Source organism: Enterobacter oligotrophicus (assembly GCF_009176645.1).
Lineage (GTDB): Bacteria > Pseudomonadota > Gammaproteobacteria > Enterobacterales > Enterobacteriaceae > Enterobacter > Enterobacter oligotrophicus.
Genome location: NZ_AP019007.1, coordinates 1878454 through 1893249, shown reverse-complemented (window position 1 = coordinate 1893249; position 14796 = coordinate 1878454). Strand labels below are relative to the sequence as shown.

The following is a 14796-nucleotide window of genomic DNA, read 5'->3' as shown; positions in this document are numbered from 1 at the left end:
AAAGGCGGCGTTTGCCGCCTTTGTTTTAAGCAATTAATGGCTTTTTGCTGTTTTTTTCTGCAGTTGATACAATGCCTCAAAATTGCCCTTGCGAAGGTGATTCGCTTTGGTTAGTATTCACACCCGCTTCAGTGGGAAACACGAAATCCTGCTAATTGGTCGAAGCATTGGTATGCGGCAAATCCGCAAGGAACAGGTTGATTATGTACGAAGCTCTTTTAGTTATTTTCCTTATTGTAGCCATCGCTCTTGTAGCGCTGATCATGCTGCAGCAAGGTAAAGGCGCTGATATGGGAGCCTCCTTCGGAGCAGGCGCTTCCGGTACGCTGTTTGGTTCAAGTGGTTCTGCGAACTTCATGACCCGTACAACCGCGATTCTGGCTACGCTGTTCTTCATCATCAGTCTGGTGCTGGGCAATATCAACAGCAACAAGACCAGTAAAGGAAGCGAGTGGGAAAATCTGAGCGCGCCAGCAAAAACTGAGCAGACTCAGCCAGCTGCACCGGCTAAGCCAACCAGCGATATCCCGCAGTAAGTATTCTGTACCGAGGTGGTGGAATTGGTAGACACGCTACCTTGAGGTGGTAGTGCCCTAACGGGCTTGTGGGTTCGAGTCCCATCCTCGGTACCAATATTCCAGAAAAAAGACGTCGAAAGACGTCTTTTTTTTCGTCTGTACATTCTGTGTTTCCGATCTTTTGTAGGGCGGGTAAGCGCAGCGCCACCCGCCGTTTTGCCCGGTGGCGCTGCGCTTACCGGGCCTACGAAGACCACAAAAAAGGCGTCCATCGGACGCCTTTTGCATTTCATCTCGGCGATTACTTCTTATCGCTGTGTTCCAGGTTCTCAACCTGCGGCAGGCCGTTACCGGAATTCGCGGAGAGCAGACCGTTCTCAATATAGTTGAACAGCTTCTCACGGGTGTCGGTGATGTCCAGGTTACGCATGGTCAACTGACCAATACGGTCGTCCGGAGAGAACACGGACTCGCCTTTTTCCATCGTCAGACGCTCTGCTTTATAGGTCAGGTTGTCAGACACGGTATTCAGGATGGAGTAGTCGTTACCGCGACGCAGTTCCAGCGTCACTTCACCGGTGATCGCGCTTGCCACCCAGCGCTGCAGCGCATCACGCAGCATCAGTGCCTGCGGATCGAACCAGCGACCCTGATACAGCAGTTTGCCCAGCTGACGACCATGAGAGTGATACTGCTCAATGGTGTCTTCGTTATGAATACCGGTCAGCAGACGCTCGTAAGCGATATGCAGCAAGGCCATCCCCGGCGCTTCATAGATGCCGCGGCTTTTCGCTTCAATGATACGGTTTTCAATCTGATCGCTCATGCCCAGACCGTGACGGCCACCGATGCGGTTTGCTTCCAGCATCAGCTCTACGTCGTCAGAGAACGTTTTGCCGTTCAGGGCAACCGGATGACCACGTTCGAAACGCACGGTCACTTCTTCCGCCGGGATCTTGACGTTCTCGTCCCAGAACTTCACGCCCATGATCGGATTAACAATCTTCACGCTGGAGTTCAGGAACTCCAGATCTTTCGCTTCGTGCGTCGCACCGAGCATGTTGGAGTCGGTGGAGTAGGCTTTCTCGACAGACATTTTGTAGTCAAAGCCGCAGGCAATCATAAACTCGGACATTTCATGACGGCCACCCAGTTCGTCGATGAAGTCGGTATCCAGCCACGGTTTATAAATCTGCAGCTCAGCGTTGGTCAGCAGACCGTAGCGATAGAAACGTTCAATGTCGTTGCCTTTATAGGTACTGCCGTCGCCCCAGATGTTCACGCCATCTTCTTTCATGGCGGCAACCAGCATGGTGCCGGTGACGGCACGGCCCAGCGGGGTGGTGTTGAAATAGGTCAGGCCACCGGTGGTGTTATGGAAAGCACCACACTGAATCGCAGCAATACCTTCAGCAACCAGCTGTTTACGGCAGTCAATCAGACGTGCGTTCTCAGCGCCATACTCCATGGCACGGCGAGGGATTGCGTCATAATCGTCCTCATCCGGCTGACCCAGGTTCGCAGTATATGCATAAGGAACCGCTCCCTTCTGGCGCATCCACAGCAGTGCAGCGCTGGTATCCAGGCCGCCCGAAAAAGCGATGCCAATACTTTGTCCTACCGGGAGATGCTTGAGAATCGTCGTCATAAAATAAAACCCTGCTTGATTGACTGATAAGAGACCGCTTTCGCTCTTGATGCATGTTTATGCAAAATAAGTGAGTATTCATTTAATCATCTTTTATCGATGACCGAAAGAGACTCGTGCGATTTTTGTAAAAATTTCCCTCGGTTTAGCCTGCTGGAAGCCGGGTTGACAGGTGGGGTCAACTATCAATATACTGAACGCCGATTTTACGTCCCGTCTTCGGTACCAAATCCCAGCATTATTTGCATTTTCTACCTAAAACGCGTAGAATTTGCCACGTTTCAGGCGCGGGGTGGAGCAGCCTGGTAGCTCGTCGGGCTCATAACCCGAAGGTCGTCGGTTCAAATCCGGCCCCCGCAACCACTTTCCCATAAAGTTCTTTTTCAAATATACTGTGAAGACGTAGAGCCTTCGTAGCTGGATTTGAAAAAATGCTTTCGGAGAGTGCTCCAGGCCACAGTTGTGGCTATAGGGTTCAGTTATCTAAAGCCCCGATTTATCGGGGTTTTTTGTTATCTGACTACAGAATAACTGGGCTTTACGCCCTTTTTTTATGTCTTGGGGGTGGGCTTGTCCACATTAGAGCAAAAATTAACAGAGATGATTACTGCACCGGTCGAAGCACTGGGCTACGAACTGGTCGGCATCGAATTCGTTCGCGGCCGCACATCGACGCTGCGCATCTATATTGATAGTGAAGATGGCATCAATGTTGATGATTGTGCTGATGTTAGCCACCAGGTGAGTGCGGTTCTTGATGTTGAAGACCCGATTACCGTTGCGTACAACCTGGAAGTTTCCTCACCTGGCCTCGATCGCCCGATGTTCACGGCCGAGCACTATGTGCGCTTTACCGGTGAAGAAGTGGCTCTCGTTCTGCGTATGGCCGTACAGAACCGCCGTAAATGGCAGGGAATTATCAAAGCCGTTGATGGTGAAATGATCACAGTGGCAGTCGAAGGCAAAGATGAAGTGTTCGCGCTGAGTAATATCCAGAAGGCGAACCTGGTTCCCCACTTTTAACAGTCTGGATTGAGGTGAAAAGCCCGCGATGAACAAAGAAATTTTGGCTGTTGTTGAAGCCGTCTCCAACGAGAAATCACTGCCGCGTGAGAAGATTTTCGAAGCGCTGGAAAGTGCCCTGGCTACGGCAACCAAGAAAAAATACGAACAAGAGATCGATGTTCGCGTAGAAATCGATCGCAAAAGCGGTGACTTCGATACATTCCGTCGTTGGGTAATCGTTGAAGAAGTGACCCAGCCGACCAAAGAGATCACGCTGGAAGCCGCACGTTTCGAAGACGAAAGCCTGAACGTGGGCGAGTACGTTGAAGATCAGATTGAATCTGTGACCTTCGACCGTATCACCACGCAGACCGCTAAACAGGTTATCGTGCAGAAAGTGCGCGAAGCCGAGCGCGCGCTGGTTGTCGATCAGTTCCGCGATCAGGAAGGCGAAATCATCACCGGTGTGGTGAAGAAAGTGAACCGCGACAACATCTCTCTGGAGATCAAATCCGAAGGGATGCCGGGTAACGCTGAAGCCGTGATCCTGCGTGAAGACATGCTGCCGCGTGAAAACTTCCGCCCAGGCGACCGTATCCGCGGTGTGCTGTATGCCGTGCGCCCTGAAGCGCGTGGCGCACAGCTGTTCGTGACCCGTTCTAAACCAGAAATGCTGGTTGAACTGTTCCGTATCGAAGTACCGGAAATCGGCGAAGAAGTTATCGAGATCAAAGCTGCGGCTCGCGATCCGGGTTCCCGTGCGAAAATCGCGGTGAAAACCAACGACAAGCGTATCGATCCGGTTGGTGCTTGCGTCGGTATGCGTGGCGCGCGCGTTCAGGCGGTTTCTACCGAGCTGGGCGGCGAGCGTATCGATATCGTTCTGTGGGACGACAACCCGGCGCAGTTCGTGATCAACGCAATGGCTCCGGCGGATGTGGCGTCTATCGTTGTCGACGAAGACAAACACACCATGGATATCGCTGTTGAAGCGGGCAACCTGGCGCAGGCGATTGGCCGTAACGGTCAGAACGTTCGTCTGGCGTCACAGCTGAGCGGCTGGGAACTCAACGTGATGACCGTTGATGACCTGCAGGCCAAGCACCAGGCTGAAGCCCACGCGGCGATCGATACCTTCACTAAGTACCTCGACATTGACGAAGACTTCGCCACTGTTCTGGTTGAAGAAGGTTTCTCTACGCTGGAAGAACTGGCCTACGTGCCAATGAAAGAGCTGCTGGAAATTGACGGTCTGGATGAGCCAACCGTTGAAGCCCTGCGTGAACGCGCTAAAAACGCACTGACCACCCTGGCACTGGCTCAGGAAGAAAGCCTTGGCGATAAGAAGCCGGCTGATGACCTGCTGAATCTGGAAGGTCTTGATCGTGCGATTGCGTTCAAGCTGGCTGCCCGTGGTGTTTGTACGCTGGAAGATCTCGCTGAGCAAGGCGTTGATGACCTGGCTGATATCGAAGGTTTAACCGACGAGAAAGCCGGCGAACTCATCATGGCCGCACGTAATATTTGCTGGTTCGGCGACGAAGCGTAATAAACTGTAGCAGGAAGGAACAGCATGACTGATGTAACTGTAAAATCGCTGGCTGCTGAGATTCAGACCTCCGTGGACCGCCTGGTACAGCAATTTGCTGATGCAGGGATCCCGAAGGCTGCTGATGACTCGGTAACCGCGCAAGAAAAACAAACCTTGTTAGCGCATCTGAACCGTGAACACGGTTCTACGCCTGACAAGCTGACGCTGCAGCGCAAAACGCGCAGCACGTTGAACATCCCTGGTACTGGTGGCAAAAGCAAATCGGTACAAATTGAAGTCCGCAAGACACGCACCTTTGTAAAACGTGATCCGCAAGAGGCAGAACGCCTTGCTGCGGAAGAGCAGGCACAGCGTGAAGCGGAAGAACAAGCTCAGCGTGAGGCAGAAGCAACTGCCAAACGTGAAGCAGAATTAAAAGCTGAACGTGAGGCCGCAGAAAAAGCGAAACGCGACGCAAGTGATAAAGTGAAGCGTGAAGCTGCGGAAAAAGACAAAGTGAGCAATCAACAGACCGACGAAATGACCAAAACCGCCCAGGCTGAAAAAGCCCGCCGTGAAAATGAAGCTGCCGAGCTGAAGCGTAAAGCGGAAGAAGAGGCACGCCGCAAACTCGAAGAAGAAGCTCGCCGTGTCGCTGAAGAAGCGCGCCGTATGGCTGAAGAAAACGAGAAGAACGGTGTGAATACCGCTGAACCGTCTGAAGACAACAGCGACTATCACGTGACCACTTCTCAGCATGCGCGTCAGGCTGAAGACGACAACGACCGTGAAGTAGAAGGCGGCCGTGGCCGTGGTCGCAACGCGAAAGCGGCACGCCCGGCGAAAAAAGGCAACAAGCACGCTGAATCTAAAGCTGACCGTGAAGAAGCACGTGCTGCCGTTCGCGGTGGTAAAGGCGGTAAGCGTAAAGGTTCCGCACTGCAGCAGGGCTTCCAGAAGCCAGCTCAGGCTGTTAACCGTGACGTTGTGATTGGCGAAACCATCACCGTTGGCGATCTGGCGAACAAGATGGCGGTTAAAGGCTCTCAGGTCATCAAAGCGATGATGAAGCTGGGCGCAATGGCGACCATCAACCAGGTCATCGACCAGGAAACCGCACAGCTGGTTGCCGAAGAGATGGGCCACAAAGTTATCCTGCGTCGTGAAAACGAGCTGGAAGAAGCAGTCATGAGCGACCGTGATACCGGTGCTGCGGCTGAACCGCGTGCGCCAGTGGTGACCATCATGGGCCACGTTGACCACGGTAAAACCTCTCTGCTTGACTACATTCGTTCTACTAAAGTGGCATCCGGCGAAGCGGGTGGTATTACCCAGCATATCGGTGCTTACCACGTAGAAACTGAAAACGGCATGATCACCTTCCTGGATACCCCAGGCCACGCCGCGTTCACCTCAATGCGTGCTCGTGGTGCTCAGGCAACGGATATCGTTGTACTGGTTGTTGCAGCAGACGACGGCGTGATGCCGCAGACCATCGAAGCTATCCAGCACGCGAAAGCGGCGCAGGTGCCTCTGGTTGTTGCAGTCAACAAAATCGATAAGCCAGAAGCCGATCTGGATCGCGTGAAGAACGAACTGTCTCAGTACGGTGTTATGCCGGAAGAGTGGGGCGGCGAAGCGCAGTTCATTCCTGTATCAGCAAAAGCGGGTACCGGTATCGACGACCTGCTGAACGCTATTCTGCTGCAGGCTGAAGTCCTGGAGCTGAAAGCGGTTCGTAAAGGTATGGCGAGCGGCGCGGTTATCGAATCCTTCCTGGATAAAGGTCGTGGTCCGGTTGCAACCGTTCTGGTTCGCGAAGGTACGCTGAACAAAGGCGACATCGTTCTGTGTGGTTTTGAATACGGTCGTGTTCGTGCGATGCGTAACGAACTGGGTCAGGAAGTGCTGGAAGCGGGTCCGTCCATTCCAGTGGAAATCCTGGGTCTGTCCGGTGTTCCGGCTGCCGGTGACGAAGTGACCGTTGTGCGTGACGAGAAGAAAGCGCGCGAAGTTGCACTGTATCGTCAGGGCAAATTCCGTGAAGTTAAACTGGCTCGTCAGCAGAAATCTAAACTCGAAAACATGTTTGCGAACATGACCGAGGGCGAAGTTCACGAAGTGAATATCGTTCTGAAAGCTGACGTTCAGGGTTCTGTGGAAGCGATCTCCGACTCCTTGCTGAAACTGTCTACGGACGAAGTGAAAGTGAAGATTATCGGCTCCGGCGTAGGTGGTATCACCGAAACCGACGCGACCCTGGCTGCAGCGTCCAACGCCATCCTGGTTGGCTTCAACGTTCGTGCTGACGCCTCTGCGCGTAAAGTTATCGACGCTGAAAGTCTGGATCTGCGTTACTACTCCGTCATCTATAACCTGATCGACGAAGTGAAAGCAGCGATGAGCGGCATGCTGTCGCCTGAGCTGAAACAGCAGATCATCGGCCTGGCTGAAGTACGTGACGTGTTTAAATCACCGAAATTCGGTGCGATCGCGGGCTGTATGGTTACCGAAGGTACGATTAAGCGCCACAACCCAATCCGCGTACTGCGTGACAACGTGGTTATCTACGAAGGTGAGCTGGAATCCCTGCGCCGCTTCAAAGATGACGTTAACGAAGTCCGTAACGGCATGGAATGTGGTATCGGTGTGAAGAACTACAACGACGTTCGCGTTGGCGATATGATCGAAGTGTTCGAGATCATCGAAATCCAGCGTACCATCGCGTAATCTTCGTCCACAGAAGATGAACTAGCGTAGGCCGGGTAAGCGAAGCGCCACCCGGCAATAATTTCAAAAAGGGGCTTTAGCCCCTTTTTTGTCTGGAGAATTTATTATGGCGAAAGAATTTGGTCGCCCGCAGCGCGTAGCGCAGGAAATGCAAAAAGAGATCGCTCTTATCCTGCAACGCGAAATTAAAGACCCACGTCTCGGCATGATGACCACCGTGTCTGGCGTAGAAATGTCCCGTGACCTGGCATATGCCAAAGTATTCGTGACCTTCCTGAACGATCAGGACGAAGCGGCAGTGAAAAATGGCATTAAAGCGCTGCAGGAAGCCTCTGGCTTCATCCGCTCTCTGCTCGGTAAAGCGATGCGCCTGCGTATCGTGCCTGAGCTGACCTTCTTCTACGACAACTCGCTGGTCGAAGGTATGCGCATGTCCAACCTGGTAACCAGCGTGGTGAAACATGACGATGAGCGTCGTGTTAACCCGGCGGACGACAGCAAGGAGGACTGATGAGTCGTCCTCGTCGTCGCGGTCGTGACGTGCATGGCGTGCTGCTGCTGGATAAACCGCAGGGCGCATCCAGCAACGACGTGCTGCAAAAAGTGAAGCGTATTTTTAATGCCAACCGCGCAGGTCACACGGGCGCGCTGGACCCGCTGGCGACCGGTATGCTGCCGATCTGTCTGGGAGAGGCGACAAAGTTCTCCCAGTACCTGCTGGATTCCGATAAGCGTTATCGCGTTATCGCCAGGTTAGGTCAGCGTACGGATACTTCGGATGCTGATGGACAGGTGGTGGAAGAGCGTCCGGTCACCTTCAGTGCAGAGCAACTTGATGCTGCGCTGGAGAGCTTCCGTGGTGACACGCTGCAGGTGCCGTCGATGTATTCGGCACTGAAATATCAGGGTAAAAAACTCTACGAATATGCGCGTCAGGGCATTGATGTCCCGCGTGAAGCCCGTCCAATTACCGTGTATGAACTGCTCTTTATTCGCCACGAAGGTGATGAGCTGGAGCTGGAAGTGCACTGTTCGAAAGGGACCTATATCCGGACCATCATTGACGATCTGGGTGAAAAGCTGGGCTGCGGCGCGCATGTGATTTACCTGCGTCGTCTGGCGGTCAGCAAATATCCGGTCGAGCGGATGGTGACCCTTGAGCATCTTCGCGCGCTGGTTGAACAGGCAGAAGAGCAGGGGATTGCGCCGGCAGATTTGCTTGATCCATTGCTGATGCCGATGGACAGCCCGGCGGCGGACTTCCCGGTTGTTAATCTTCCTTTAACATCGTCCGTTTACTTTAAGAACGGAAATCCGGTTCGCACGACGGGAGCGCCGCTTGACGGCCTGGTTCGCGTGACTGAAGGTGATGAGGGTAAGTTTATCGGCATGGGTGAAATGGACGGCGAAGGGCGCGTTGCTCCGCGCCGTCTGGTCGTTGAATATCCGGTCGAAGGCTAACGGCGATAACAGCTCACCTTGCGATAAGCAGGGGAGACGAGTAGAATATCGCCGCTTAACGCCTGGTAAATTGTTTAACATTTTGCAGGGCGTACACTGGGATTGCTGAATTAGAGATCGGCATCCTTACATTCTTTATACTTTGGAGTTTTAAAATGTCTCTAAGCGTTGAAGCTAAAGCTAAAATCGTTTCTGAGTTTGGTCGTGGTACTAACGACAGCGGTTCTACCGAAGTTCAGGTTGCACTGCTGACTGCACAGATTAACCACCTGCAGGGTCACTTTGCAGAGCACAAAAAAGATCACCACAGCCGTCGTGGTCTGCTGCGTATGGTTTCTCAGCGTCGTAAACTGCTCGACTACCTGAAACGTAAAGATGTTGCACGTTACACCGCGCTGATCGAGCGTCTGGGTCTGCGTCGCTAAGTCTTGCGAGTTTCAGAAAAGGGGGCCTGATGGCCCCTTTTTTCAACCAGACGGCAGCAATTCACTGGAAACTATTGTATTGTTGCTATAAATGATCTTCATTGCAGAGGTTCGCGCGGCTAATGAGAGGCTTCACCCATGGGGGTGTCGGTTGTCATTAGTCGCGAGGATGCGAAGAAGGTCGGGTTAAATCGTCAGCACACCGGTGGTGTGCTGTCAAACATTTAAGAAAGGACAGAATTTTGCTGAATCCGATCGTTCGTAAATTCCAGTATGGTCAGCATACCGTCACGCTGGAAACCGGCATGATGGCACGTCAGGCTACTGCTGCTGTTATGGTAAGCATGGATGACACTGCGGTTTTCGTGACCGTTGTTGGCCAGAAAAAAGCAAAACCAGGTCAGGACTTCTTCCCGCTGACCGTTAACTACCAGGAGCGTACTTACGCTGCCGGTAAAATCCCTGGTGGCTTCTTCCGTCGCGAAGGCCGTCCAAGCGAAGGCGAAACCCTGATCGCGCGTCTGATTGACCGCCCGGTTCGTCCGCTGTTCCCGGAAGGCTTCGTGAACGAAGTACAGGTTATCGCGACCGTTGTTTCCGTTAACCCTCAGGTTAACCCGGACATCGTTGCAATGATCGGTGCATCCGCAGCCCTGTCTCTGTCTGGTATCCCGTTCAACGGCCCAATCGGTGCTGCGCGCGTCGGTTACATCAACGACCAGTACGTGCTGAACCCGACTCAGGAAGAGCTGAAAGAAAGTAAGCTGGACCTGGTGGTTGCCGGTACTGAAGCGGCAGTGCTGATGGTTGAATCCGAAGCGGAACTGCTGAGCGAAGACCAGATGCTGGGCGCTGTGGTATTTGGCCACGACCAGCAGCAGATTGTTATCCAGAACATCAACGACCTGGTCAAAGAAGCCGGTAAACCACGTTGGGACTGGCAGCCAGAAGCGGCAAACGACGCGCTGAACGCCCGCGTTGCTGCACTGGCCGAATCTCGCCTGAGCGATGCGTACCGTATCACTGACAAACAGGAGCGTTATGCTCAGGTTGATGTGATCAAATCTGAAGTGACCGCGACCCTGGTTGCCGAAGACGAAACGCTGGATGCTAACGAAATTGGCGAAATCCTGCACGCTATCGAGAAAAACGTTGTTCGTAGCCGCGTACTGGCAGGCGAGCCGCGTATCGATGGTCGCGAAAAAGACATGATCCGTGGTCTGGATGTGCGTACTGGCGTACTGCCACGTACTCACGGTTCTGCGCTGTTCACCCGTGGTGAAACGCAGGCGCTGGTTACCGCGACCCTGGGTACGGCACGTGACGCACAGATCATCGACGAACTGATGGGCGAGCGCACTGACAGCTTCCTGTTCCACTACAACTTCCCTCCGTACTCCGTAGGTGAAACCGGTATGGTTGGTTCGCCGAAGCGTCGTGAAATTGGTCACGGTCGTCTGGCGAAGCGCGGCGTGCTGGCAGTGATGCCAGAAGCAGACAAATTCCCGTACACCGTTCGTGTGGTTTCTGAAATCACCGAATCCAACGGTTCTTCATCTATGGCTTCCGTGTGTGGTGCCTCTCTGGCGCTGATGGATGCAGGCGTGCCAATCAAAGCCGCTGTTGCGGGTATCGCAATGGGTCTGGTGAAAGAAGGCGACAACTTTGTTGTTCTGTCTGATATCCTGGGCGACGAAGATCACCTGGGCGATATGGACTTCAAAGTCGCGGGTTCCCGCGACGGTATCTCTGCGCTGCAGATGGATATCAAAATTGAAGGCATCACCAAAGAGATCATGCAGGTTGCGCTGAACCAGGCTAAAGGTGCGCGTCTGCACATCCTGGGCGTGATGGAACAGGCGATCAACGCGCCGCGTGGCGATATCTCTGAATTCGCACCACGTATCCACACCATCAAGATCAATCCAGACAAGATCAAAGATGTCATCGGTAAAGGCGGTTCTGTTATCCGTGCGCTGACCGAAGAAACCGGCACCACCATTGAAATCGAAGATGACGGTACTGTGAAGATCGCAGCAACCGACGGCGAGAAAGCGAAATTCGCTATTCGTCGCATCGAAGAAATCACTGCAGAAATCGAAGTGGGCCGTATCTACAATGGTAAAGTGACCCGTATCGTTGACTTTGGCGCATTCGTTGCCATCGGTGGCGGTAAAGAAGGTCTGGTTCACATCTCTCAGATCGCTGACAAGCGCGTTGAGAAAGTGACCGATTACCTGCAGATGGGTCAGGAAGTGCCGGTTAAAGTTCTGGAAGTTGATCGCCAGGGCCGTATCCGTCTGAGCATTAAAGAAGCGACCGAGCAGTCTCAGCCCGCTGCCGCGCCGGAAGCTCCGGCCGCAGAACAGCAAGGCGAGTAAGGTTGCCATTTGCCCTCCGCTCCGGCGGAGGGCTTATTATCAGGCAGGACGCCTTGTTAAGCCGCCGGGGGACAGGACGTTCATCCAATAGTTGTCTTCGGGAGTGGGAAATGAAGCCTTTTTTGCGCTGGTGTTTCGTTGCGACAGCTTTAACGCTGGCAGGATGCAGCAACTCTGCCTGGCGTAAGAGCGAAGTCCTCGCAGTGCCATTGCAACCGACTTTGCAGCAGGAAGTGATTCTGGCACGCATGGAACAAATTCTTGCCAGTCGGGCTTTAACCGATGACGAACGCGCACAGCTTTTATATGAGCGCGGAGTGTTGTATGATAGTCTCGGTCTGAGGGCATTAGCGCGGAATGATTTTTCACAAGCGCTGGCAATCCGACCTGATATGCCTGAAGTATTCAATTACTTAGGCATTTATTTAACGCAGGCAGGCAATTTTGATGCTGCCTATGAAGCGTTTGATTCTGTACTTGAGCTTGATCCAACTTACAACTACGCGCACTTGAATCGCGGTATCGCATTGTATTACGGCGGTCGTGATAAGTTAGCGCAAGATGATCTGCTGGCGTTTTATCAAGACGATCCTAATGATCCTTTCCGCAGCCTGTGGCTTTACATCGTTGAGCAGAAGCTCGATGAGAAGCAGGCAAAAGAAGCACTGAAACAGCGCTTCGAGAAATCGGACAAGGAACAGTGGGGATGGAACATTGTCGAGTTCTACCTGGGCAACATTAGCGAATCAACGCTGATGGAACGCCTCAAGGCGGACGCAACGGATAACACCTCGCTCGCTGAGCATCTCAGTGAAACCAACTTCTATTTAGGTAAGTATTACCTAAGTCTGGGGGATATGGACAGCGCTACGGCACTGTTCAAATTAGCGGTTGCTAACAACGTACACAACTTCGTTGAGCACCGTTATGCATTGTTGGAATTATCGCTCTTGGGCCAGGAGCAAGATGACCTGGCAGAATCGGACCAGCAATAGCTGACGACATAAACATCAGCCCGTAATCTTTTGATTGCCATCACCTTGACTGGTGAGGGCGTTGTTGTTCGTCAATACACCTACTTTGAGCCGGTTCACACTTTTCAATGAAAATTGCTAATCATTTTCACGATGAGCTAAGTAGACTGGCCGCCATTAATATCGAGGCACTTGTACTACATGGCTGAATTCGAAACCACTTTTGCAGATCTGGGCCTGAAGGCTCCTATCCTTGAAGCCCTTAACGATCTGGGTTACGAAAAACCATCTCCGATCCAGGCTGAGTGTATCCCACACCTGCTTTCTGGTCGTGACGTGCTGGGCATGGCCCAGACTGGTAGCGGTAAAACTGCAGCGTTCTCGCTGCCGCTGCTGAATAACATCGATCCGGACCTGCGTGCACCGCAGATCCTCGTTCTGGCTCCAACCCGTGAACTGGCTGTTCAGGTTGCTGAAGCCATGACGGAATTCTCTAAACATATGCGCGGTGTAAACGTGGTCGCCCTGTACGGTGGCCAGCGTTATGACGTGCAGTTACGCGCCCTGCGTCAGGGTCCACAGATTGTTGTCGGTACGCCGGGCCGTCTGCTGGATCACCTGAAGCGCGGTACGCTTGATCTCTCTAAACTGAGCGGTCTGGTACTGGATGAAGCAGATGAAATGCTGCGTATGGGCTTCATCGAAGACGTAGAAACCATCATGGCGCAGATCCCGGAAGGTCATCAGACCGCTCTGTTCTCTGCAACTATGCCAGAAGCGATCCGTCGCATTACCCGCCGCTTCATGAAAGAGCCGCAGGAAGTGCGCATTCAGTCCAGCGTTACCACTCGCCCGGACATCAGCCAGAGCTACTGGTCTGTGTACGGCATGCGTAAAAACGAAGCGCTGGTTCGTTTCCTGGAAGCGGAAGATTTTGATGCGGCGATTATCTTCGTTCGTACCAAAAACGCGACCCTGGAAGTGGCTGAAGCACTGGAGCGTAGCGGCTACAACAGCGCAGCGCTGAACGGCGACATGAACCAGGCTCTGCGTGAGCAGACGCTGGAGCGTCTGAAAGACGGTCGTCTGGATATCCTGATTGCAACCGACGTGGCAGCACGTGGTCTGGACGTTGAGCGTATCAGCCTGGTTGTGAACTACGACATCCCGATGGATTCCGAGTCTTACGTTCACCGTATCGGCCGTACCGGTCGTGCGGGTCGTGCTGGCCGTGCGCTGCTGTTTGTTGAAAACCGCGAGCGTCGTCTGCTGCGTAACATCGAACGCACCATGAAGCTGACCATTCCAGAAGCTGAACTGCCAAACGCAGAACTGCTGGGCAAACGCCGTCTGGAAAAATTCGCCGCGAAAGTACAGCAGCAGCTGGAAAGCAGCGATCTGGATCAGTACCGTGCACTGCTGTCTCAGATTCAGCCGACCGCTGAAGGCGAAGAGCTGGATATCGAAACTCTGGCTGCAGCACTGCTGAAAATGGCACAGGGCGAACGTACGCTCATCGTTCCACCAGATGCGCCGATGCGTCCTAAGCGTGAGTTCCGTGACCGTGACGATCGTTTCGAACGTCGTGGTGACCGCAACGATCGTGGTCCACGTGGTGATCGTCCAGAGCGTGGTGGTGAAGACCGTCCACGTCGTGAGCGTCGTGACGCGGGCGATATGGAACTGTACCGCATTGAAGTGGGCCGTGATGATGGTGTTGAAGTTCGTCACATCGTTGGCGCGATTGCTAACGAAGGCGATATCAGCAGCCGTTACATCGGTAACATCAAGCTGTTCGGTACTCACTCTACCATCGAACTGCCAAAAGGCATGCCGGGTGAAGTTCTGCAGCACTTTACGCGTACCCGCATCCTGAACAAGCCGATGAACATGCAGCTGCTGGGCGATGCGCAGCCACGCCCTGACCGTGGTGGCGAACGTCGTGGCGGTGGTCGCGGTTTCGGTGGCGAGCGTCGTGAAGGCGGTCGTAGCGAAGGTCGTGGTGGTGAAGGTCGTCGTTTCTCCGGTGAACGCCGTGAAAACCGTGGCCCACGTCGTGAAGAAGGTGCGAGCCGTCGTCGTTTTGGTGACGCGTAAACCCTGCGTTTCTGACGTAAAGTGAA

The 14796-nt window shown here is 53.4% G+C and carries 12 protein-coding genes and 2 tRNA genes; 13 read left to right on the top strand and 1 reads right to left on the bottom strand.

What is annotated here, in order from left to right:
- Positions 1-203 precede the first annotated feature (203 nt).
- Together secG and EoCCA6_RS09075 are read left to right on the top strand one after the other, a co-directional pair.
- Positions 204-536, top strand: a complete 333-nt coding sequence (gene secG / locus EoCCA6_RS09080; protein ID WP_003861803.1) for a preprotein translocase subunit SecG — start codon at positions 204-206, stop codon at positions 534-536.
- Between the two features lie 9 nt (positions 537-545).
- Positions 546-632, top strand: a tRNA-Leu gene (locus EoCCA6_RS09075).
- A gap of 187 nt (positions 633-819) precedes the next feature.
- Here EoCCA6_RS09075 and argG read toward each other — a convergent pair.
- Positions 820-2166, bottom strand: coding sequence for an argininosuccinate synthase (gene argG, locus EoCCA6_RS09070; protein ID WP_152082406.1), 1347 nt, complete (start codon positions 2164-2166; stop codon positions 820-822).
- 286 nt (positions 2167-2452) lie between these two features.
- On the opposite strand from argG, the gene EoCCA6_RS09065 reads away from it, so the two are divergent.
- The 11 genes from EoCCA6_RS09065 (at position 2453) to EoCCA6_RS09015 (ending at position 14770) form a co-directional block, all read left to right on the top strand.
- A tRNA-Met gene (locus EoCCA6_RS09065) sits at positions 2453-2529 on the top strand.
- 207 nt (positions 2530-2736) lie between these two features.
- Positions 2737-3189 (top strand): ribosome maturation factor RimP, encoded by a 453-nt coding sequence (gene rimP / locus EoCCA6_RS09060; RefSeq protein ID WP_152082405.1) that lies wholly within the window; start codon positions 2737-2739, stop codon positions 3187-3189.
- A gap of 28 nt (positions 3190-3217) precedes the next feature.
- Complete coding sequence (gene nusA / locus EoCCA6_RS09055; RefSeq protein ID WP_028017046.1) at positions 3218-4720, top strand: transcription termination factor NusA; 1503 nt, start codon at positions 3218-3220, stop codon at positions 4718-4720.
- Between the two features lie 24 nt (positions 4721-4744).
- Positions 4745-7432 carry a translation initiation factor IF-2 gene (gene infB / locus EoCCA6_RS09050; RefSeq protein ID WP_152082404.1) on the top strand — a complete coding sequence of 896 codons (2688 nt, stop codon included), beginning with the start codon at positions 4745-4747 and terminating at the stop codon, positions 7430-7432.
- A 106-nt stretch (positions 7433-7538) separates the two neighbouring features.
- Positions 7539-7943 carry a 30S ribosome-binding factor RbfA gene (gene rbfA, locus EoCCA6_RS09045; RefSeq protein ID WP_152082403.1) on the top strand — a complete coding sequence of 135 codons (405 nt, stop codon included), beginning with the start codon at positions 7539-7541 and terminating at the stop codon, positions 7941-7943.
- The gene (truB, locus tag EoCCA6_RS09040) at positions 7943-8893 is read left to right on the top strand and encodes a tRNA pseudouridine(55) synthase TruB (protein ID WP_152082402.1); all 951 of its coding nucleotides are present in this window, start codon (positions 7943-7945) and stop codon (positions 8891-8893) included. Before rbfA ends, truB begins: the two co-directional genes overlap by 1 nt.
- A 155-nt stretch (positions 8894-9048) precedes the next feature.
- Positions 9049-9318 (top strand): 30S ribosomal protein S15, encoded by a 270-nt coding sequence (rpsO, locus tag EoCCA6_RS09035; protein WP_003861789.1) that lies wholly within the window; start codon positions 9049-9051, stop codon positions 9316-9318.
- 242 nt (positions 9319-9560) lie between these two features.
- A complete protein-coding gene (gene pnp, locus EoCCA6_RS09030; protein WP_152082401.1) occupies positions 9561-11699 on the top strand; it encodes a polyribonucleotide nucleotidyltransferase in 2139 nt (712 codons plus the stop codon).
- Between the two features lie 110 nt (positions 11700-11809).
- A complete protein-coding gene (nlpI, locus tag EoCCA6_RS09025) occupies positions 11810-12694 on the top strand; it encodes a lipoprotein NlpI (protein ID WP_152082400.1) in 885 nt (294 codons plus the stop codon).
- Between the two features lie 107 nt (positions 12695-12801).
- Positions 12802-12882, top strand: a complete 81-nt coding sequence (gene yrbN / locus EoCCA6_RS09020) for a protein YrbN (RefSeq protein WP_097397692.1) — start codon at positions 12802-12804, stop codon at positions 12880-12882.
- Positions 12875-14770, top strand: coding sequence for a DEAD/DEAH family ATP-dependent RNA helicase (locus EoCCA6_RS09015; protein WP_152082399.1), 1896 nt, complete (start codon positions 12875-12877; stop codon positions 14768-14770). The genes yrbN and EoCCA6_RS09015 overlap by 8 nt, the downstream gene beginning before the upstream one ends.
- The last annotated feature ends 26 nt before the right edge of the window (positions 14771-14796 follow it).

Excerpts from the sequence above, each read along its gene's own strand:
- nusA (WP_028017046.1), top strand. The coding sequence starts at position 3,218 with ATGAACAAAGAAATTTTGGCTGTTGTTGAAGCCGTCTCCAACGAGAAA.
- infB (WP_152082404.1), top strand. The coding sequence starts at position 4,745 with ATGACTGATGTAACTGTAAAATCGCTGGCTGCTGAGATTCAGACCTCC.
- rpsO (WP_003861789.1), top strand. The coding sequence starts at position 9,049 with ATGTCTCTAAGCGTTGAAGCTAAAGCTAAAATCGTTTCTGAGTTTGGT.
- nlpI (WP_152082400.1), top strand. The coding sequence starts at position 11,810 with ATGAAGCCTTTTTTGCGCTGGTGTTTCGTTGCGACAGCTTTAACGCTG.
- EoCCA6_RS09015 (WP_152082399.1), top strand. The coding sequence starts at position 12,875 with ATGGCTGAATTCGAAACCACTTTTGCAGATCTGGGCCTGAAGGCTCCT.
- argG (WP_152082406.1), bottom strand. The coding sequence starts at position 2,166 with ATGACGACGATTCTCAAGCATCTCCCGGTAGGACAAAGTATTGGCATC.
- truB (WP_152082402.1), top strand. The coding sequence starts at position 7,943 with ATGAGTCGTCCTCGTCGTCGCGGTCGTGACGTGCATGGCGTGCTGCTG.
- secG (WP_003861803.1), top strand. The coding sequence starts at position 204 with ATGTACGAAGCTCTTTTAGTTATTTTCCTTATTGTAGCCATCGCTCTT.
- rbfA (WP_152082403.1), top strand. The coding sequence starts at position 7,539 with ATGGCGAAAGAATTTGGTCGCCCGCAGCGCGTAGCGCAGGAAATGCAA.
- yrbN (WP_097397692.1), top strand. The coding sequence starts at position 12,802 with ATGAAAATTGCTAATCATTTTCACGATGAGCTAAGTAGACTGGCCGCC.